The 19,267-nt window shown below is 34.2% G+C and carries 24 protein-coding genes; all 24 read right to left on the minus strand.

The features are described from left to right. Positions 1–7: 7 nt before the first annotated feature. Entirely contained in the window at positions 8–1,876 is a 1,869-nt protein-coding gene (locus M1D64_RS08525) for a M14 family metallopeptidase (protein ID WP_174605011.1), read from the minus strand. Beyond that, positions 1,876–3,339, minus strand: a complete 1,464-nt coding sequence (locus M1D64_RS08530; protein WP_480977447.1) for a tail tube TT1 domain-containing protein — start codon at positions 3,337–3,339, stop codon at positions 1,876–1,878. The genes M1D64_RS08525 and M1D64_RS08530 overlap by 1 nt, the downstream gene beginning before the upstream one ends. 8 nt (positions 3,340–3,347) lie before the next feature. Next, the gene (locus M1D64_RS08535) at positions 3,348–4,295 is read right to left on the minus strand and encodes a phage tail domain-containing protein (protein WP_480977448.1); all 948 of its coding nucleotides are present in this window, start codon (positions 4,293–4,295) and stop codon (positions 3,348–3,350) included. A gap of 11 nt (positions 4,296–4,306) precedes the next feature. After that, a complete protein-coding gene (locus M1D64_RS08540; protein WP_480977449.1) occupies positions 4,307–8,077 on the minus strand; it encodes a phage tail protein in 3,771 nt (1,256 codons plus the stop codon). 17 nt (positions 8,078–8,094) lie between these two features. Next, on the minus strand, positions 8,095–8,439 hold the full coding sequence (locus M1D64_RS08545; protein ID WP_145461884.1) for a hypothetical protein: 345 nt from the start codon (positions 8,437–8,439) through the stop codon (positions 8,095–8,097). A gap of 41 nt (positions 8,440–8,480) precedes the next feature. Beyond that, entirely contained in the window at positions 8,481–8,846 is a 366-nt protein-coding gene (locus tag M1D64_RS08550; RefSeq protein ID WP_129334833.1) for a tail assembly chaperone, read from the minus strand. Positions 8,847–8,913: 67 nt separating this feature from the next. Further along, positions 8,914–9,462 (minus strand): phage major tail protein, TP901-1 family, encoded by a 549-nt coding sequence (locus M1D64_RS08555; protein ID WP_480977450.1) that lies wholly within the window; start codon positions 9,460–9,462, stop codon positions 8,914–8,916. 61 nt (positions 9,463–9,523) lie between these two features. Continuing rightward, positions 9,524–9,913: a hypothetical protein gene (locus M1D64_RS08560; RefSeq protein ID WP_129334831.1), complete on the minus strand. Its 390-nt coding sequence runs from the start codon at positions 9,911–9,913 to the stop codon at positions 9,524–9,526. 11 nt (positions 9,914–9,924) lie between these two features. After that, entirely contained in the window at positions 9,925–10,272 is a 348-nt protein-coding gene (locus M1D64_RS08565) for an HK97-gp10 family putative phage morphogenesis protein (protein ID WP_129334830.1), read from the minus strand. Continuing rightward, positions 10,272–10,574, minus strand: coding sequence for a hypothetical protein (locus M1D64_RS08570; RefSeq protein ID WP_186311669.1), 303 nt, complete (start codon positions 10,572–10,574; stop codon positions 10,272–10,274). The genes M1D64_RS08565 and M1D64_RS08570 overlap by 1 nt, the downstream gene beginning before the upstream one ends. Beyond that, complete coding sequence (locus tag M1D64_RS08575; RefSeq protein ID WP_145461878.1) at positions 10,571–10,906, minus strand: phage head-tail connector protein; 336 nt, start codon at positions 10,904–10,906, stop codon at positions 10,571–10,573. The genes M1D64_RS08570 and M1D64_RS08575 overlap by 4 nt, the downstream gene beginning before the upstream one ends. A gap of 1 nt (position 10,907) precedes the next feature. Next, positions 10,908–11,177, minus strand: coding sequence for a hypothetical protein (locus M1D64_RS08580; RefSeq protein WP_145461879.1), 270 nt, complete (start codon positions 11,175–11,177; stop codon positions 10,908–10,910). A 15-nt stretch (positions 11,178–11,192) separates the two neighbouring features. After that, positions 11,193–12,104, minus strand: a complete 912-nt coding sequence (locus M1D64_RS08585; RefSeq protein ID WP_174605019.1) for a phage major capsid protein — start codon at positions 12,102–12,104, stop codon at positions 11,193–11,195. 16 nt (positions 12,105–12,120) lie between these two features. Then, on the minus strand, positions 12,121–12,756 hold the full coding sequence (locus tag M1D64_RS08590) for a capsid assembly scaffolding protein Gp46 family protein (protein ID WP_480977451.1): 636 nt from the start codon (positions 12,754–12,756) through the stop codon (positions 12,121–12,123). Positions 12,757–13,003: 247 nt separating this feature from the next. After that, positions 13,004–13,144, minus strand: a complete 141-nt coding sequence (locus M1D64_RS08595; RefSeq protein WP_174605020.1) for a hypothetical protein — start codon at positions 13,142–13,144, stop codon at positions 13,004–13,006. A 12-nt stretch (positions 13,145–13,156) separates the two neighbouring features. Then, positions 13,157–14,119 carry a minor capsid protein gene (locus tag M1D64_RS08600; protein WP_480977452.1) on the minus strand — a complete coding sequence of 321 codons (963 nt, stop codon included), beginning with the start codon at positions 14,117–14,119 and terminating at the stop codon, positions 13,157–13,159. Positions 14,120–14,125: 6 nt separating this feature from the next. Continuing rightward, complete coding sequence (locus tag M1D64_RS08605; RefSeq protein ID WP_480977453.1) at positions 14,126–15,661, minus strand: phage portal protein; 1,536 nt, start codon at positions 15,659–15,661, stop codon at positions 14,126–14,128. 11 nt (positions 15,662–15,672) lie between these two features. Further along, positions 15,673–16,953 (minus strand): PBSX family phage terminase large subunit, encoded by a 1,281-nt coding sequence (locus tag M1D64_RS08610; RefSeq protein WP_419744335.1) that lies wholly within the window; start codon positions 16,951–16,953, stop codon positions 15,673–15,675. Continuing rightward, positions 16,934–17,368, minus strand: a complete 435-nt coding sequence (locus M1D64_RS08615) for a helix-turn-helix domain-containing protein (RefSeq protein ID WP_129334822.1) — start codon at positions 17,366–17,368, stop codon at positions 16,934–16,936. Before M1D64_RS08615 ends, M1D64_RS08610 begins: the two co-directional genes overlap by 20 nt. A 174-nt stretch (positions 17,369–17,542) precedes the next feature. After that, positions 17,543–17,983: a transcriptional regulator gene (locus M1D64_RS08620; protein ID WP_129334821.1), complete on the minus strand. Its 441-nt coding sequence runs from the start codon at positions 17,981–17,983 to the stop codon at positions 17,543–17,545. Between the two features lie 115 nt (positions 17,984–18,098). Continuing rightward, positions 18,099–18,230, minus strand: coding sequence for a transcriptional activator RinB (rinB, locus tag M1D64_RS08625; RefSeq protein WP_458390380.1), 132 nt, complete (start codon positions 18,228–18,230; stop codon positions 18,099–18,101). Next, on the minus strand, positions 18,227–18,457 hold the full coding sequence (locus M1D64_RS08630; RefSeq protein ID WP_480977454.1) for a hypothetical protein: 231 nt from the start codon (positions 18,455–18,457) through the stop codon (positions 18,227–18,229). The genes rinB and M1D64_RS08630 overlap by 4 nt, the downstream gene beginning before the upstream one ends. Before the next feature lie 16 nt (positions 18,458–18,473). After that, entirely contained in the window at positions 18,474–18,716 is a 243-nt protein-coding gene (locus M1D64_RS08635; protein ID WP_103301473.1) for a DUF1381 domain-containing protein, read from the minus strand. 36 nt (positions 18,717–18,752) lie between these two features. Continuing rightward, positions 18,753–19,262, minus strand: coding sequence for a dUTP diphosphatase (locus M1D64_RS08640; protein WP_480977455.1), 510 nt, complete (start codon positions 19,260–19,262; stop codon positions 18,753–18,755). Between the last annotated feature and the right edge of the window lie 5 nt (positions 19,263–19,267).

Genomic DNA, 19,267 nt, shown 5'->3' on the forward strand with positions numbered 1-19,267 from the left:
AACCTCCTTATTTTTTAATTTTAATGTCATTTCTAATATCATAAGGTGCCGGTTTGTTCGGATAAATTTGTGTGAATGTTTCTTCTTTTTGGTTTCCTAATGATGTTGAATTGAATATTTGAACTGCGTTATGGCTGTGGCTTGGTGTAAATTTAATATTTAAAATCATATTTGTTACATGTGCCACACCTTCTGTACGCATTACATCTACCACTGCCATTACTTCATTTGTTCTTTTAACTGTAGGTGGTGCAGTCGTTGAATACTGAACACCCGCAATAGCATTAATCGGAATTGTGTGCGTTCCTTTAGTTACCTTATGCTCAATTTTATAAAGTTGTCGTCTACGAGTTTTACCATTACCAAAGAATGGATTGTAGTTTTGTACAACACCAGGATTAATACCTATCGTTGTATCTCTATCAACATCAATAGTAATCGAACCATTCAACTCTACAAATCCGTTTCCTGTAACTTTGAAACGTTGTTGTGTCATCAGCATACGTTGATAGCCTGTTTTAGCTATCAATGAGAAAGGTTTGATGCCTTTACTATTAAATCTACTACTATAAACAAACGACTTCGCAATTGGCTCTAGTGCCGTTCTACCATGCTTGCTAGTTGTAGCAGATGCTAGTTTCATAACAATATTTCCTATGAAATAAACTGAACGCCACATTTCGCCAGAAGAACGTGGTTTCCCAGCGCGTCCTTCATAGATTTCTGGTAGGAATGAACTAATTTCTTGGTTAATGCCTACCCAGTTACTAAACGAACTTAATGTACTTGAACCCCATGTGACATAATCCCCATAGTCTTGCATTTCGTGCATCATTTCAGTCATGATATTATTTTGTTGATTTGAAAAACGTGGGTAGAATAAACAATAATCACTTACTTGGCTTGTGATATTGTGACAATCAACATGTCCAGTCACATTACTTAAACCTTGAAAGAACTTACGCATATTCTTACTTTCTGCTTCTGAAAATGCTGCTGTTCCTTTAGATCCTCCACCGGCGCTACTTGTACCAGACGACCACATATAATCAAAGTTTCTGTTTAAATCGACGTTATTCACATTTTCACGTTCGTTGTTAGCAAAGCCCCAGGGATTAACAATTGGAACTAATATTAAACGTACATTTTTTCTTAAATAAGCTAACTGTGAATGTTCTTGCCATTTATTAACGATTAAATCCATAAAACGTGCCATCGCATAGAAAGCACTGTATTCGTTCCCATGAATACATGAAGTTACTACAACCGTTTTAGTGTAATGTTTAGGCTCGAATTTGTAACTATATACATTGTATTCGCCTGATTGATCTTTACCAATATATGACTTAGTACAATAATCATCGTCTACAAATTTATCATAAAACACTTTTAAGTTTTCCGTAGGATTATTATTTGAAGGCGTTTCATTCACACCAGATTCTGTACTAGGTATAAATGGTGGCGTCCATAGATAATCGTTTGAATCCGCAACATTCAATTCGTTTTCTATTTTATTATCTATGTTTAAAAAGTCGTGACGTAATCTTTCAGATAATAATGGATGTCTGAATCCATTTAAACTTGTACGACTATCGCGCACTTCTTGTTGACCGTTCCCCAAATTACCTAATACTAGATTCTTAACCCTTTGGCTTTGATATGTTAATTCTTTTTGTACAGATGTTTTAGGACCTGTCTGCAATTTAAATAAGACTTGTTCAGCAGTGTGAGTAAGTCCATTTTTGGTAGCATGATTATATTGTTCTTCTTCTAAAGCAAACAACATATCTCGTATTGTTTTGTAATTCAATTCGTTTTCAGTAACATATCTTGAATCAAATAAGTTACTTAAATCTGTTAAAATGGTTTTTCTCATTAATTTGCCACCTCAATTCCTAACTTGCCATCTTCAACAACAAGATTATATTTTTGGTTGTCCTTACCTTCGATAACTAAACCTTTACTGTTAGTTTCTAAATTATCTATTTTACTTTTGTCTGTTGATGCTAAAAGGCCAGATGATGTTGATGTTGCAATAGGTAATGTGCTTTTATCTAACCCTTTTGATGTGATGACATTTTGGTACGTTTGGCCGCCATCACTACTAACTTTAATTAAGGCACTTCTATCTAAAGCAACTATATCATCGCCATCTTGTGCAGTGAAACCATTGCCATCTGCATTTAAGGCTTCTGCTGCATCCATCATTTTTTGTGTTGATTCCACTACAGCTTTCGCTTTTATTTCAGTGTTTTTGTAGTTAGAAATAAAGTTTCTGCCACCTAAGCCACCCACAACACTCATAGCATCATTCATACGCTTCATATAGCGTTGCATTCGGTTAAATTCACCTAACACAACATCTTGCTTGTATATTCTGTTCTTATGATCGCGTTTAGTTACAACTTCTACAATACGTTGCTCACCGGTGATACCAATGATTGTATGTCTTACCGGTACGATATCGGCTACTTTTGCTATTGCACTAGGAAAATGTTTTTTTAAAGTTATAAAATCTAATGTAAGTGATTGTTTTAAGGATTGGCTTAACCTAGATTCTAATTCACGCTTCATTAAATCTTCATCTTTGATTTTCCCATTCATATAAGGTTCTGCTTCAATTCTACCTTCATCATCATAATCTGGACTTTTAACTTTCATGATTAAACCAGCTTTTTCAAAGCCTTGTTCATCAGTAAAGTCACCATAACCTACAATATAGTTACAATAATCAGCAGAATCTTCTTCTAATTTAATGCTATTTGCATTAATATCATTCGATATATAATATTTTGCTTTCTTCTCTAAAAATGGCGTTAATATAAATTTATAACGTCTTTTTTTCTTGTCATATTCGATATCATATTCGAGGCCATAATGCTCTAGTCCTTTATTAAACAATTCTTCTACACTTTGACCTTCTCCAGCATTTTCAAATATTGATGAAGATACTTTGTGAGTAAGTTCATAATCAATATTTGTATCTCTCAAGATATCATGAAAGAATCTTTCTGCTGTAAAACTACCAGAAATATTACTATGAACTCTTTTGCCCCTCATTACTTCCATAGGCTTAACACGAGCAGTAACAGTAATAAATTGCTTTTTACCTTTACTTTCTCTATCGATTCTAACAACCACATATTCTTTTTTGTCATTGGATCCTTCTATATTTCTAACAGTCCAACGTTTTTTAATCGATCTAATAACATCGTTATTGTTTTCATCTTCTAGCATTTCAAATTTCAAAACACTATCTGAATTCAAACGTTCAGTTAATGTCGTGCCTACGTGAACTGGAATACCCCTACCTCTGATAGGTTTAACTAATATTGGCATTGATCCACCTACTTATAATAAAATTTCATATCAAATTGTACTGATTTAACAACTTGATTAAACTCAAAATCATTCCAACCATTTTTAAATTCGGGTTGCGCTAAATTTGTTTCGTTATTAATAGGAACACCGTTTCTAAATGTTTGAATACCATCATAAACGATTTTATCACCTTTTTTAAGATTAACACCTTCGATTATCATTACTTCTGAATGTGTTAAGTTCCATTGGAAAAGTTTTGAATCTTCCCCTAATATAATCGTCACTTTTTTGTATAAGTTGAATTGATTATTAGGTACGGTTCCAAAATAATTAACACTATTACCATTTGTATTTTCAAATATATATTTCCGTCTAGGATCATTGATGTCAAACGGAACGCCCATGTCGTAGCTCCACAAACTTTTATTTTTATCTGTTTCTAAATCTAAACTTGAGCCAATACTTTCTGCAAAAGGTAATTCATCTGTTTCAAACTCAATATCAAACGTAACCTTATTACCTTCTTGTTGCGGTGTTATAACCCCTGTACATTTCACTTCATATCTTTTTCCTGAAACATACACTTCATAATTACTTGCATTATTAGGATATATAGGTTCGTTATAATAATTAAATTCTTGGTAATCATCTTTTGTAGGTTGTATAAATGGGTAGTTTTGAAAATTCTTTCTGCGTCGTTCTCTTAGATAAACACTATCCGTATCTGTTACTAAGTTATACAACGCATCTCTATAAGCTGCTACATCATTCAATTTAGTAACAGTAAAAAAAGCCGGAACCGTAATTTTTCTTTTACGGTACTGGCTTGATAATAGTAAACGTCCATGTGCATTATCTTTATTTTGATACTCGTCGTCTATTTCTATACTTTCAATAATTACATCTTTAACGACAATACCGTAATCAGACAATTGAAATACGGTACCATCTTTTTTAGTTATTTCAATATCCATTTACAACCTCCTTAGAATGAATATGCGCCACTATTATCAGCATTAACACTATTCACTGTTGCAGCTAACACTTCATTGTTTACGTCCATTTCAATGCGTACAACACGTTGAGAAGGTTTCGTTTCTACTGTGTGGTTATGTTGAATTTGATGATTTAATGATTTACTAGCTTTATTTAAACTACCTTGTATGTCTGGCGCATTTAGATTTGGATTAAAGTTATTAGTCATTGATTTAGCAATGCCAGCTACATCAGTAATTACGTTACGACCTTCTTTTTCTAAACCTATACGCATACCAGCCATAGTGTAGTAACCAACGTCTTTAAACTCTCTGGATGGCGAATGTATACCTAATGCACTTTTTGCAGCATTTAAGGCTTTCATTGCTACGCCTCTTGCTGCCTCCATTAAGTTACCTGCCATTTGACCGATACCATTAATAATACCTTGTATCATGTCAACACCAGCTTGTGTAAAGCTACCTATGAAACTTCTAGCAGCGTTGACTGCATTAGAAACCCCAGAAGTCACATTGCTAACCACATTACTCATTCCCGAAACTACAGAACTTACAATTCCACTCATAGCAGAACCGACTGCACTAAGCATATTATTCCAACCATTCACGACCATACTAACCGCGTTTGATACTGCACCAGAAATCGTGCTAACGATTGAATTCCAAACGCCTGTAATTAATCCTAGAATAGCGGACATAACAGATTGTGTAATACTTTGAACAGCCGACCAATTTCCGGTAACTATGGCTACGACTAGACTTGTAACAGTTGAAATAATTGAAGAAATTACGTTCCAAATTGACGATATAATACTACTGATCGCACCCATGATTGTAGATGTTACACTCAACAATAAATTCCAACCGGCACTTACTAATGTAACAATCGTTTGAACAATTGTAGTGATTACAGTAACTAATGTCGTCCAAATCGTTGTTGCCACAGTAACTAATGTCGTCCAAATCGTTGTTGCTACAGTAACGATTCCCGTCCAAATTGCCGATAAAATCGTACCTAAAGTTGAAACAATTGTCGTTATCACAGTAACGACCATCTGCCAAATTGTTGATGCAACGGTAACAAGCATAGTCCAATAAGTAGTCGCAACTGAAACGATTCCAGCCCAAATTGTAGATAAAAATGAGCCAATCATACCGAAAATAGTAGTAATTACAGTCCATATTTGCTGGGCGTATGTGCTAACTGTGTTCCAAATTTGCTGCCAACTTGTGCCGAATACGCCGAGTATTGTGTTTAGCACATTACTTAAATATTGAAGAATTATGTTCCAAATATTAAGGATTGTTTGCCAGATTATTTGTAAGTTTGTAGAAATCATATTTTTCAATGTTTCCCACGCACCACTGAAATCACCAGATAAAAATTGAATTACTGCGGTAAATAAGCTAACGATTGTGTTTACGATTAAAGATACTGCACCACCAATAATCGATGCTGCTATTTGAATTGCAGCCCACAATGTCTGCCATGCAACTATTACTTGTGCAATTACTTGCATAACAACTTGACCGAAAACTTTACTCATAAAGTCGCCGATTTGTTTTAATACTGGCATAATTGGTTGTAATGTAGATTGTGTTTGCGATGCTAATTGTTGGAACCAACCAATCACACTTTGAACAGCACTACTAATAGATGATACCAAACCGTTCCAGGCATCGGTAAGGAAATTTCTAACTTGTTCGTTTGTCTTGTATAGATATACTAAAACGCCGATTACTGCTAGAATAACCCCGATCACTATTCCTATAGGACCTAGTAGTGCGCTGAATGCAACACCAATTCCTTCTATAGCGCCACTAACAATTCCAGCGATTCCACTCAAACCGCCTAAAGCACTAATTAATGGTACTATGACGTCTACAACAAAAATTATTGCGGGTGTAAGTGCCATGAATACCCCTGCTAAAGTAGCGATTAAACCTAATATTGCACCTATAACTGGGTTTGCTTCTGCTAAGCTAGCTATAAAGCCTGTGATTGCCTTCGCTACACTTAACACTACAGATGCTAGTGGTGCCATACCTACAGCCATTGCAATAATTACTCTAATGATATTACCAATTAAGCCTATTAATTTCGGTCCGTTTTCTTGTACATATTCAATGAATTTTTTAAATCCATCTGATTCTGCAATTTTTGCGCTCCATTGTTCAAATTGTGCTGCCATAGTAGCTAATGATTTGAAAACGAGTTGTGAATTTGGTGCAAAAGCCTTCATTAAATTGAAAATACCTTTAAATGTACTTGAAAAGATTTGACCTATAACCGGTAGATTAGTTTTAACGTATTCAGTGAATGCTTTAATAGCATTTTGTCCAGCTACACTTTGCGCCCATTTGTTAAATGATTGCCCCATTTTAGCAAAACCTTTAGATACCCATTCAGTTAATGGCGCTAATTGAGTTAAAACACTTATTAATCCACTACCAAATCCACCAGCAGCTTTTAGCATATTATTAAATATTCTAACGCCAGTAGTACCCATCATTTCGAAGAATTTCGTTGCTACTTGTGAATTTTTAGCCCAATCAAGCACCTTAGCACTTGCTTGTTCCATTCCTTTAGCTACACCAGTTAAGAACGGTGTTAAACCTTTTAAAGCAACTTGTGCAATCTTCGCACCATTGGCTAAAGTATTAAATATTTGTGCTTGGTTACTTCTTACAACGCCTTCCCATGCACTTTTAAGACCTTCAACTGCACTTTGATAATTCTGTACTTCTTTTGTTACTTGTAATGTGCCATTTTGAACCATTGATAACGCACTTTTTGCCATTAAACCAAATCCAACAACACCAGCGCCTGCAATAGCAAAAGCATTCGCTAATCCTAAAGCGCCACCACCAACTACACCTACAGCATTAAGCACTGCCATTAAAGCTGGTACAAGCGAAGCGATAGCGGGTACTAATAAGGTAATGTTAGATAAGATCGAACCTTTTATTACATTGCTGAATACAGTTCCGAAAGAACGTATTTTAGTTGCTAAAGCATCAATATTACTATCAAATTTATCGAATCCTGCTTTTACTGCTCGTATAGCTGCTATAGCCCCATTACCATCCACATCAAGTCGTGTTCGGTGTCTGTTAGGTATGGATTTGAGCATTGCTTTAAAAGCTGCAATTCGTCCAATAGCTGCCGAACTTTCAACTTCCACTTTAGCCTTAGCACGTTGCTTAGCAAAATCATTTAACGATGCTTTAGCTGCTGCAATACTTGATCTAGCACGAGTAGCATCTGCATCCAATGAAGCACTGTAAACACTACCATCAATACTATCTAAACTAGATTCTAATGATCTGATATTAGTCATCGCTTTAGTAATATTAGCGTCTATTTCAATATCACTATCTGAACTATCGATTTTATCTATATATGCTTTTAACTTTTTAACATTAATCATCGCATTAGTTACATTAGCATCTAATTCAGCATTCCCTCTGTAATTATCAAAGGATTGAATATATGCTTTAGCTTGATCCACATGTGCTTTTAATCCGGAAATATCAACATCTAAATCAGCTTCTTTATCCATTTTTTCAAATGATTCAACTGATTTCTTAGCACTTTCTACTGCTTTAGTAACGCCACTAGAATCTGCATCAATTTTATTGTTCTTGATTGCATCTATTGCCGGTTTAAATTTTTGTGCAGCTCTTTTAGCAGCTTCTATTTGCCTTTTGAACTTGGAAGTATCAGCCTCTATTTTTGAACTTATAGTATACTCTGCCATTCATCCACCTCCAATTCTTATTTATTTAAGTTAGCAATTTGTTGTAGTAAGTCATATGAAGGTTTGCTTTCTTCTTTTTGTGATTCACTACCATATTTAACTTGTTCACCACGATTAAGACGCTTAATATTAGTTTCATAATCAATAATGTCATTAGCACCCCTAAATCTATACTGTGCTTCACCTTTTTTGCCGCCAGGTTTCTTTTCTTCGGCTTGTGCATCACGTATGGCAAACGCTAACTTATACATGTTCATATCTTCTTTAAGTCTTTCGTATTCTAACGCATACATCCGATAGTTAAATTCTCTTAATGTCATCATCTCAATGTAATTTAAATCATAAATATTTAACTCACTCATACAGATAACTACGATCCTATCGAATGTCATAGGTTCTTCATTTATTTCTCTTTTTTCTTCGCTTCCTTGTACTCGTCCGGTACTAGGTTTTGGGTTAAAGGTTTCTTTCCCAGCTCCTTGATGACATCTTCACAAAATGCTTGAATGCCTTCATTTTCTGCAATACCTTCAAGAATTGGCTCTAATTCTTCGTTAGTTTTAGGATGTTTCTTATGATGTGCAGTTGCTGCTTTAATAATTTTTGCTAAAGCTACTACATTACCATTAGATAACTTAGGAACTAACATGTTTAAACCTTCACCAATACTCATTTGTTCAGCTTCAAAACCTAAATCTCTATCAATATCATTTAAAAAACCTAATCCGAATGATAATTCTAAATCTTTACCGTTAAATTTAATTTCCATTTATAAAAACCTCGCTTATTTATATTTAGTCAAAATAAAAACGAGGGTATTTCACCCTCGTCATTTCTTATACTGTTTCGCCTTCTGTTGGTTGTGGAATATCTTGTTCTGCTAAGCCGTCTGTAGCTGGTGTAGATTCCAATGTATCTGTGAAACCGTATTGAGCTTTGTTTTTCTCAATTTCCGCTGGTAACGTAGCAAATCCTCTAACTTTTCTTAGATAAACACCATATTCAACTTCAAACTCTGCAACACTATCAGCTTCGTTAGTACGAGTGATTGAGTTGAAGTAACCTTGACGATATTCTGCTTTGTATTTGCCTTCACTATTTTTTACATATTTGTTAATGATCCACATTTCATATGCAGTGCCATCTTCTGTAGCATCTTCAATATCGTCTGTTAACGTATCATTTTGTAACATGTAAGTAGTTAAAGTAACTGTTGATTCAGTTGTACCTTTTGATTGAACTGAACCGTCCATAGTTGCTTCTGTGTCTGTGTCGCGTTCTGTTTCTCTTTCAATTTCAGTAGCATACATTACTTTGTCTGCTGCTTTTGCTAATCCTAATTTACGAACTAAGACTAACTCATCAGTACCTTGTTTGATTGGCATAGGTTAAACCCTCCATTAATTTTTTTGTATTAAAAAAAGCAAGCCGCTATATACGACCTGCTTAATGAGATTCATATTCAACATTTATAATTGTGTGTAGTAATGCTTGGTTGCTATCTATTTCAGTTAATTCATTCACATTGAATTGAGGATAGTATAAGAAATAGTTAGGCAATTGGATGTCGTCCATTAGAATGTCTTGAACATTCATATATAGCGCATCGTGTTTGCCTTTATCTTCATCTAATCCCCATACATGAACTGTTACCGTTGGATGTCCTCCAAAACTATCAAAAGTTAAACGATCAACACTATCACTCACATTCTGTATAGCGATAAAAGGATAATTCAAATCTAGCTCTAACTCTTTAGTAGTTATAACGGGTACACCTAAACTTTGTAACTTTTCAAATAGATAGTTAAACAATTCTAATTTTGCGGATTGTTTCATCACATGCCTCCCTAACTATCCATCAGCATTTGTAAATCAGCACGTACTTTTTTAGTAAATTCCTGATAAACTGGAAACATAAATGTTTCTGGTTCCATGTATCTAGTGCCATATTCAAGAAAACCAGAATAATGCGCTTTTGATTTAATTTCATATTCTAAATGACCTGTTTTAGCATCTTCTATCATACGGGCTAAGTTACCAGTCCAATAACCTTTGTTCATCACTGACTTAGCACTTTTCACAGTTTCAGCATTGAATTCTATCGCGTTATTGTGTAACACTTCATCAACGTCATCATCAATATCATCTTCCATACGTTCGAATGCTCTAATTAAATCATTTATTGATCCTGCCATTACTTCACTTCCTCAACATAGAAAACTGTATCGTGACGATAATATATTGGTTTAACAATAAGATATTTCTTATTATCAATATACGCATGAGTTACTGGGTAATTATAATTACCATTCAATCGAATAACATTCATACGCTTTTTAACATCGCCATACTCTAATGCAGTTCGTTGTGATGACAAAGGACTAAAGTTACATGGAATCGGTTCGAGAACCTCCATAGATTGTTCTGTTTTACTCGTTTTAGGGTTGTAGACCTTTTCTTTTTCAATAGCAAATATTACTCGGTTATCATATCTCAATAAAAAACACCCCTACCTTTGCGATTACTTGAATCGGTAGGGTAGAATCGCGCTATATCTTCCATATATTCATCGAAATCATTTGCTTGAAAAGTATTAGAACGTCCATCAACACTTTCGGATGTCATACCTTCTGCACCTATACGGTTATATCGTTTGATTGAAACTTCTTCAACAATATAATTTAATTCAGAAGGCACTGAATTAACACCTATTGGCAATAAAACACTCAATCTACTTTCAGTTCTCTCAATTATTCTATTTAATATCTTATCTTGCTTAGTGTCTTGGATTGATAATGATTCTTTTACGTTTTCTAACGCTTCGACCATATTATCCCTCCAATACTTTAAGAATATCCGCTTTAGTGTCCTTTTCTGATACTTCGATATTGTGTTTCTTGGCTATTTCAATTAAATCTGCTTTTGTTGCGTCGCCACTTGGTACAATAGCAATGTATTGTTGATTGTACTCATTATCTTTGAACAAAAGTGTTTTAATTCGTTTGTCTGAAATATCAGTAGGATGATCTTCATTAACCACATATTTCTTGCCACTATCTTTATCAGTGAATTCACGAATTACTTTGTATGAATAATCCATTGAACACCCTCCTTATTAAACAGTTTCACCTGAACCGGCTTCTAATTTAGCGAACGCTTCATCTTGTGCCACATGGAATGCAACATCCATAGTTACACGTAATGCAATTAATTCTTGTTCGAATAGATTCACTGGTGAACCATCAGCATTAGTTACAGTTGATAATTGACCTTCTTCTGAAATTTTATAAGAAAGATTATAAGGGATGCCATAGAATAACTTGTTAAAGTCACCCGCATACAAATCACCTTTTTTAATTCCATCACTTTTTAGATCAACAACTGGGATAGAATCTAAAGTGTTGTTTGCTCTATCGTAGTAACGTTCTTTAGTATCTTCATCGACAACACCACGTAAAGCAGTTCTATTTTGTGTTTTAGAAATAAAGCCGTTAGCTTCTACATCATGTTCTAATAAAGCATCTTCTAAAGCCAATACATTTTCTAAATTAATTGGACCAGTAACTACATTATCGCTTTTAGTAGCAGAATCAGATATAGATTGTGCAAATGGATTATCAACACCTAAAATGCCGGCTTCATCGAATTTTTTATAAAACTGTTCAGCGATTTGTGGTTTCATAGCTTCGAAGAATCGAGCATATGTGTAATTCAAATACTCACGAGAAGCAACTACGATTACACCTAATTTGTGTGAACGCATTGAAGCCTCAACGATACTAGGTTTAGATGTTTGGATTTTTTGACCTTCTCCTACCCAGTAAGCACCAGGTCTATCAGCCCAGTAAGTGAATTTTTTCTCTGATTTACCACCCATATCTTGAATTTGTCCTAATTGCATGATTTTAGAATTCTCTAAAATATCTAATAAAATTGGTTCGTTAAAATCGTTTAATAATTCGCCTTCTTTGTGTTCGTGCATTAAAACATTATCTGGATTAAATTCTTGCGGTTTAGTGTTTGCCATAATTTGTAACCTCCGTTTATTGTGTAATACGTTTTTCGTTTGCTATGTCAATTAATGACTTGCCATCACCATTTTTATGTGTGGCAAAGTTTGAACTTTTATTACTTGGTGTTGTTTGTCTTGTAGCTTCTTTAACTTGTTCTTTTACTGCTGCATCAAAATCTTTTTTAATGGATTGAATAGATTCTTTAATCTTGTCGTTGTCCTCAATAAGAATTAAAGTGTCTGCAAAAGAAGTAGGTAGGTTGTTATCTTTTAGATCTGCTTCAACATCTGATTTAAGATGGCGTAAATTTAATTCACGTTCACGCTCTTTTAACTGATTCTCACGTTTTTCGAGTTCTTTATCTCGCTTCTCTTTTTCAGTTAATTTCGCATAGCTTTCTGCTTCTTTACGTGCTTCCTCTTTAGCATCTTCTAATTGTTTTTGATGTTGCTTTTCTTTTTTAGATAGCGCCTTATCTACTGCCTTACCAATCGCGCTATCAAGTTCTGATTGAGAATAACCTGTTTTGCTTTCATCATTTTTATCGTTAGGGTCGTCATCGTTTCCCGGCTCATTATTATTATTGTTATTATCCGTTTCGCCTTCGCTACCTTCACTGTTTGCAAAATGTTGTAAGTTAAGTTTTAAAAATTCATTTTTATCCATTGTTTATATCCTCCCGTACAGTGTTAACCGTTTAAATATTCGCGCATAATAAAAACGCCCCATACAGTGCAATTAAGCCCCATACAGTGCGTTAAGTTATGTTTGATATATATTAACGAGTAACCCCGTTCAGTTTTTGTTTTGGTTAGCCTTTTAGCGTCGTGCTTAGGACAAGTAACTAACGTATGTTACCAACGAGATAGGTGGACCACCATTTTCACGTTAAGACTTTTCATGAAATCACCTTCTAAATAAAGTTTTTAGGATCGAATTTGTCTGCTTTCTTCTTATCTGATTTAGCGACTGGATTTGGTTCGTTCTGTTTCTTTAATTCTTGGTGTATACCTTTAAGTGATTGTGCTATATCTTTTAAATATTTATCTTCCAATCAAACACCTCCTTAAAGGTTGTCCAAATTATATTTCCCTTTAACTCGTTCAAAGAATTCTGTGCGCCAATCCCCTAAATGTGGAACAACGGCACTACGACAAAATGGGTGCATAGGTGGTGCATTAACACCTGGTGTCATATCTTTAACTTTAAATGTTTTACCGTTTAAACTACGACAAGTAGGTGTTGTTTTGCTATCCATCTTTGCAACATATTCATATTCTGCATCTTCACCGTTATTCTCTAACATATGTTGCTTAGTAGCCAATGTTTGTACACGAGCAGTTTCAGTAAGCAACAACCGTTTGATTTCATACGTTGTATTACCTGTATCTTTACGCATATCTTTTACAAACTCATTAGGATGTCGTCCGCGCAGTAATACATGACTTGCAGTACGTTGTACATGCTTGCGTACTACCCTCATATCTTTCCAATGCCTTGTACTCCATTTTGAGTTGTGGAACGGTGCTAATATGATAGCCTTAACATCAGTTAAACTAACTTGTAATGTTCCACCTAATATTCCAGCTTGTTGTTGCAAACTACGATAGTATGATGATTCCATATAGTTATACATTTGGCTCTCTAGCCTTGCATAAGCATATGTAACGATTAATCCTAATTGCATTTTCAACAGCTTTTCTCGTGATACATACATTGCTGTATTGTATTGCTTTAATTCTTTATTTGCCTGATCGCTAAAATCTCTTTCATTCACATATCGTTTTGCTTTAGCTTTGAATTCTTGAACATCAAATGCGTCAATTTTCTTTTTAGCTTCTTTTAATGTGATACCTTCTGCATTAGCATACTTAGTGTAAAATTTTAATATTTCTTTTTCGATATCATCATTCATTTCATTCACAATACGTTTAATTTCTGTAATGATCTCATAATCACTTTTAGTTTCTTCGTCAATGATTTCATTTGCACGTTCTCGCCAATATTCTCGTGATTTATCAGTAGCCATAGACTATCAACCTTCTTTCTGTTCTTGGTTGTCATCTATACCCTCTGACTGTTGATTTTGTGTAAATTGTTCGTTGTACATACGCTTATCGGATTGCTCTATTTCCTTATCTTCTTCATCTTGAATCTTATCTAACTCTTGTTGTGGATTATCAATAAACGATACTAATGTCATAAGTGTTGATTGGCTTAACTTACCACCTGCACTTAAATACATTTCCATATCTTCTTTGATTGACTTAGGAAGATTGCGTGTGAATGTAAATACAAGACCTTTAAGGTCATCTGCATTAATTTCCCTGTTAATACCCATGATTTCACTTACCAGCTTATAACGACGTCTTAAACCTTTTCTGAACAGCCCTTCTTTAATTGCTGCCCTTTGTTCTAATCCGAACAATTTATATTTCATTGCTTCACCCGAAGTTGTACCACTGAAATTTTCATCAGTCATGTCTGGTGTGTTTGTGAACATGTGTATATTGTCGTTAATTCTATTTTTATATGATTCAACGCCAGATACATCATATTGTTTATAAATATATTCTGCATCTACATTACCTTCGTTTACGCTCATATCATCTTTTTGATATTCTGGTGGGATTAAGTGGAAGATGTTGGCTTCTTTTTGTAACTTAACTAAATTTTCATCACCTAGATCCACATTACCTTTAATTAAAAGCATTGCGTCGTTTAAATCATTCATATAGTTAGCTGTATCAGATTGAACATTATCATATAAATCGATTAGTGGAATAACTTTTTCAAAGTCACCACGACGTTTTTCATTATTCATAAATTCGGTAATTGTTACACGATTGAATGAATGTGGCTCGCTTGGTTTACGTTCTGATAATTCAAAATTGGTAACAACAGAACCTTTATAGAAATGTGTCGCGTTTGGCGTAATAACATCTATGTTATATATAATGTTTTCACCTTGTACATCATCTTTGTTTCGAGCAGCTTCCCAATACCTAACTGCAATCAAACTGTTTTGTTCAATTGTATTATCATAAACAACGAATGTATTACGCGCATCACTCTTATATATTCTTACTTCATCATCTTCACTACGAAGTACATATTCAAATGCACGCCCATATATTGATAAATCCAATCCAATAGATCTATTATGTGTATCTATATCGTTTATATCATGCAATTGATCCAATGTCTTTTGCGCATTATCTTTATCTGCTTGTACTTGTATCGCATGACCTAAAAAGTAACCATTAATGAAATCAGCAATATATGACGCAAAGTCATGGGATGCTCTATTATCAGCTAAATGCTTTTCTAAACGTCGTTGATTACGCATAATGTTAAAGTTCAAACCTTCATAATAGTCATTCAACATATTCAGTCTAGGTGCTTGTGCTTCTATATGATGACGAATGAATTTACTTATTTGTGCCTTATCATCAATTAAATCTTCACTTGTTCCTTCATAACTATATAATTCTGTTGCATCCCTACGATATATTGCATTCCGATGCGCACGATATTCTATATCTTTTTCAAAGTTATTAACCTGTGCCATTTGCACCCTCCTTATAATCCCATTGCTTTAATATTTTTAATGCTATTACCTGTACGTTTCTTCTGTGTATTTTGTCTATTATAAAAACGCTCTACAGAATAACGTAGGGCGTCAATACAGTGATTATATGTGTCTACTGGTTCATTGGTGTATTCTTCGGTGTCTTTATCTTTTTTCCATGTATAGTTATCGAATTCTTCAATCGTCTTAAAACAACGCTCGTCAATAGTGATTTCAAACTGTTGTAAAAACTGTAAACCTTGAACAATTGAGCCTTTACCTTTTTTAGTAGGTACAATTCTTTCAATACCCAACTTTCTAATTTCGGCTATACTCTTTTGTTCAGCACTATCGGCAGTCACTTCTTCTTTGCTATAACCGAGTTGTTTAATAACTTTCGCTATCTCATCATTTAACATCCCAGTTTTAACATATTCTTCGACGATATATAGTTTCTTTTTGTCTTTATCTATCTTCACATGAATAAAAGCACTTGGATCATTGATGTAACCAAAGTCCAAAGCAAAGTATGAAGGCAAATGTCTTAACTCACTTACGTTAAGTAACCTTTTTTCGTACTTAGGAAATACCAATTTATCTAACGTAGCAAATTGACCTAACGCATATATCTTATAATATGCTGGATTACGTTTTGCTAGTAGTTCTAAGTTCTCACGAGTAATGTCATCTAAAAACTTATTATCCCTATAGTTTGACTGACGTATCAACACATTTTCCATTTCTTCCCCATGTTCAAAGAAATACTTATAAACCCAATTGAGTTTGCTCACTGGGTTAAACATTAAATATATTTGCTTTTTATCATGTTTACGTTCACGCAAACGCAGTGTTAATTGTGTGTAGTCATTCATTGTGAATTCAGACGCTTCTTCCATAACAACGTCTGATATACCTTTTATAGACTTTATCTTTTCTGGGTTATCTAACCCTTTAAACAAGAATGTAGATCCATTCGGTAACACTACTTTGTTATCAGTCCTGTTCCATTGGCAGTCATCCCACAATTTAAAATCAATCAAACAACTTTTCACATCTTCAAACAAACTATCTTTAATTGTAGATTGTACTTTCCTTAACCATAATATACGTCTGGGATGTTTCCATGTTTGCATAGCTTTTAATACTACCTTTTGAATAACACCATGTGATTTACCACTTGAACCACCACCATAATGAACTTCAGTGAAATTATCGTAATTCAATAGTACGTTGTATATATTTTTGTTGAATACCTTTTGTGGTTTATCAAACCTAATTTTCGGACTCATCATCATAATCCCCAATCACGATATCGTAATTACGTTGAGTGATTTCTTGTTCGACCTTATCACGATATTTTTTAGGCAATCTGTTTTTAAGTGCAAAAATTAATGATGTTGGATTCGCATGTTCATATTTCGTAGTAGTTACAACCTTGCCATTAGGTAATGCTGTTTCTTCTGTATAGTAATAGCCAGTTGCTCGTTTATGCAACGCATTTTCCAATTCATAATCAGAAACTTCTTTACCCTTTTTTATGGACTCGAAAAATTCGGGCTTTTCATTTTTCCACTTAATCAAAGTGTCTTTAGATACACCTAAATTTTTGGCAATTTGTTCATCAGTTAATCCATCACGTTTCCAACCTTCAACTAACGTCAACTTACTTTTAATATCTAATTTTTCATATAAACCTTTTCTAGCCATCTCATATATCACCACTTTCACGATATGCTCGTTTAATTTATTTTCCTACATAAAAAACCTACCCAGTGTGCTACCGGATAGGCCAAAGGAGAAATTTCATGCGTAAACTACATTTGTTTACATTACTATATTAACACCGTTTTGTAGGTCGTTTGCACAATCAACGCACAACCTTCACTTTAATCCCACATGTAGTGCTACTGCTCTTACAAATTTTTTACGAATGTTAGATACTGTATTACGGTGCATATTACATTCATCACCTAATATTTCTAACTTCATATGCTTTGTGCTATTATCCCAATACTTCTTTCGTATCACTTCTTTGTATGTCGGTTCCATATTACTATATACATATTCAATGGCTTGCACCATTTCTTCTGAATTTCTTAACACTTTGTTAGTCATTAACTTAGTTGCCATTACTTCTGTAGTACGTGTAGGCTCACCTTTTTGTAGCGGACCGTATACAATATTATCATCTTGTGTACTCATTGGATTGAGTATCTCCATGCGTAATTTTTTAATATCTTGCTTGGTTTTATTTAGGTTATATATTTCAGATTCAACATACTTAAATGTTCCTGGTTTAATATCGTAGCCTGTTTTACTCACGCTTATACCCCCTCATCTTCAAAGCAATTTCTTTTATCATCTTCTTGTCGTTTTCCTTTATAGCTTATATAAGCTAATCCCAACAACGGTATAGATACAATAAGTATATTAATCATTACTTGTCCTCCTCATAATCCTTCGGCTGATCTATATCATCGTTTGCTTGTAGTTTAATAATGATTTCATTCGTAACGTATTTGCTTAATTCATATAATGCTATGATCAGTAGTGTTTTAAGTATTCTCATTTAGGTTGCCCCCAGAATAGTTTTATTAATAAATAAGTAGCATGTATATTATGCTTGATGTTTCTTAGGTACCACTTTCTTATTTTCACTTGAAGCATAGCAACGTTTCGAATATACGTTATTTTATTTTCTATATTTTTATTGTTGTTAATATTTATCTGGTCGCTAATGATAATGTCTTGTTCGAAATTTAAATCTAACTTATCTTCATCTGTATAAATTCTCATCACTCACTGTCCTTTCTTATAATAAAAATTTAAAGATAAATATTATAAATCCTGCAAATAACCAAATAGGTAGTATTGACATAAGGACTATCTCCTTAACATCGAACAATCGTGATTTGCCACCGGTTACCTTTTCTTTCGCCTCTTCCTTACTCTCTGCCTCAACCACAGTGAACGTTTCATTCTCACGTGCTTTAGTTACATGAGTGAAAGGTGTGCCGGTTGAATCGGTTAGTGTTCTAATTAAATACTGTGTCATTTCCTCAACACTTCCTTAACTTTTTGTAGTATGTCTTTATCTTGTTCCACTTGAACCGAAACCATTTTGTCCTCTTGCTGTCTCACTTTCAAATTCCTCCACTGGTATTAACTCTGGTGTCCATATAGGTACGATAACTAACTGTGCTAATCGGTCGCCTTTGTTGATTTTGTATGTTCTCAAGAAAACATGATTATTTGTAGTTTCTAAAGGCTTACCATCTATACCGTTAAAATGTAGCCCTATCTCATTTGTTTGTTGTTCATCATTCTTAACATTAATCTTCATATGACCTTGAAACCCTGCGTCAATCTTTCCTGTTTCAACTACAAGATGTGTCTTACTACTCACACCACTTCTACTTGTTAGTAATCCCACATATCCTTTAGGAATATTTACTGCTAAATCAGTTGCAATTAATGCTTTCTGTTGTGGTTCAAGTATCACTGTTTCTGCTGCATATATATCGTAACCAGCCGATTCATCATCTGCTCGTTTAGGTTTAGTTGCGTTGTCGCTTAGTAGTTTGATTTGTAGTTTAGTCATTTTTG

It is taken from the genome of Staphylococcus sp. Z5-21 (genome assembly GCF_056529615.1).

What these genes read in the sequence shown, in the direction of transcription:
- M1D64_RS08535 (WP_480977448.1), bottom strand. Translation starts at nt 4,295, where the DNA reads ATGGATATTGAAATAACTAAAAAAGATGGTACCGTATTTCAATTGTCT.
- M1D64_RS08610 (WP_419744335.1), bottom strand. Translation starts at nt 16,953, where the DNA reads ATGATGAGTCCGAAAATTAGGTTTGATAAACCACAAAAGGTATTCAAC.
- M1D64_RS08530 (WP_480977447.1), bottom strand. Translation starts at nt 3,339, where the DNA reads ATGCCAATATTAGTTAAACCTATCAGAGGTAGGGGTATTCCAGTTCAC.
- M1D64_RS08560 (WP_129334831.1), bottom strand. Translation starts at nt 9,913, where the DNA reads ATGAAACAATCCGCAAAATTAGAATTGTTTAACTATCTATTTGAAAAG.
- M1D64_RS08555 (WP_480977450.1), bottom strand. Translation starts at nt 9,462, where the DNA reads ATGCCAATCAAACAAGGTACTGATGAGTTAGTCTTAGTTCGTAAATTA.
- rinB (WP_458390380.1), bottom strand. Translation starts at nt 18,230, where the DNA reads ATGAGAATACTTAAAACACTACTGATCATAGCATTATATGAATTAAGC.
- M1D64_RS08590 (WP_480977451.1), bottom strand. Translation starts at nt 12,756, where the DNA reads ATGGATAAAAATGAATTTTTAAAACTTAACTTACAACATTTTGCAAAC.
- M1D64_RS08640 (WP_480977455.1), bottom strand. Translation starts at nt 19,262, where the DNA reads ATGACTAAACTACAAATCAAACTACTAAGCGACAACGCAACTAAACCT.
- M1D64_RS08545 (WP_145461884.1), bottom strand. Translation starts at nt 8,439, where the DNA reads ATGAGTGAGTTAAATATTTATGATTTAAATTACATTGAGATGATGACA.
- M1D64_RS08605 (WP_480977453.1), bottom strand. Translation starts at nt 15,661, where the DNA reads ATGGCACAGGTTAATAACTTTGAAAAAGATATAGAATATCGTGCGCAT.
- M1D64_RS08585 (WP_174605019.1), bottom strand. Translation starts at nt 12,104, where the DNA reads ATGGCAAACACTAAACCGCAAGAATTTAATCCAGATAATGTTTTAATG.
- M1D64_RS08600 (WP_480977452.1), bottom strand. Translation starts at nt 14,119, where the DNA reads ATGGCTACTGATAAATCACGAGAATATTGGCGAGAACGTGCAAATGAA.
- M1D64_RS08580 (WP_145461879.1), bottom strand. Translation starts at nt 11,177, where the DNA reads ATGGATTATTCATACAAAGTAATTCGTGAATTCACTGATAAAGATAGT.
- M1D64_RS08635 (WP_103301473.1), bottom strand. Translation starts at nt 18,716, where the DNA reads ATGACACAGTATTTAATTAGAACACTAACCGATTCAACCGGCACACCT.
- M1D64_RS08575 (WP_145461878.1), bottom strand. Translation starts at nt 10,906, where the DNA reads ATGGTCGAAGCGTTAGAAAACGTAAAAGAATCATTATCAATCCAAGAC.
- M1D64_RS08540 (WP_480977449.1), bottom strand. Translation starts at nt 8,077, where the DNA reads ATGGCAGAGTATACTATAAGTTCAAAAATAGAGGCTGATACTTCCAAG.
- M1D64_RS08615 (WP_129334822.1), bottom strand. Translation starts at nt 17,368, where the DNA reads ATGGCTAGAAAAGGTTTATATGAAAAATTAGATATTAAAAGTAAGTTG.
- M1D64_RS08550 (WP_129334833.1), bottom strand. Translation starts at nt 8,846, where the DNA reads ATGGAAATTAAATTTAACGGTAAAGATTTAGAATTATCATTCGGATTA.
- M1D64_RS08565 (WP_129334830.1), bottom strand. Translation starts at nt 10,272, where the DNA reads ATGGCAGGATCAATAAATGATTTAATTAGAGCATTCGAACGTATGGAA.
- M1D64_RS08525 (WP_174605011.1), bottom strand. Translation starts at nt 1,876, where the DNA reads ATGAGAAAAACCATTTTAACAGATTTAAGTAACTTATTTGATTCAAGA.
- M1D64_RS08630 (WP_480977454.1), bottom strand. Translation starts at nt 18,457, where the DNA reads ATGAGAATTTATACAGATGAAGATAAGTTAGATTTAAATTTCGAACAA.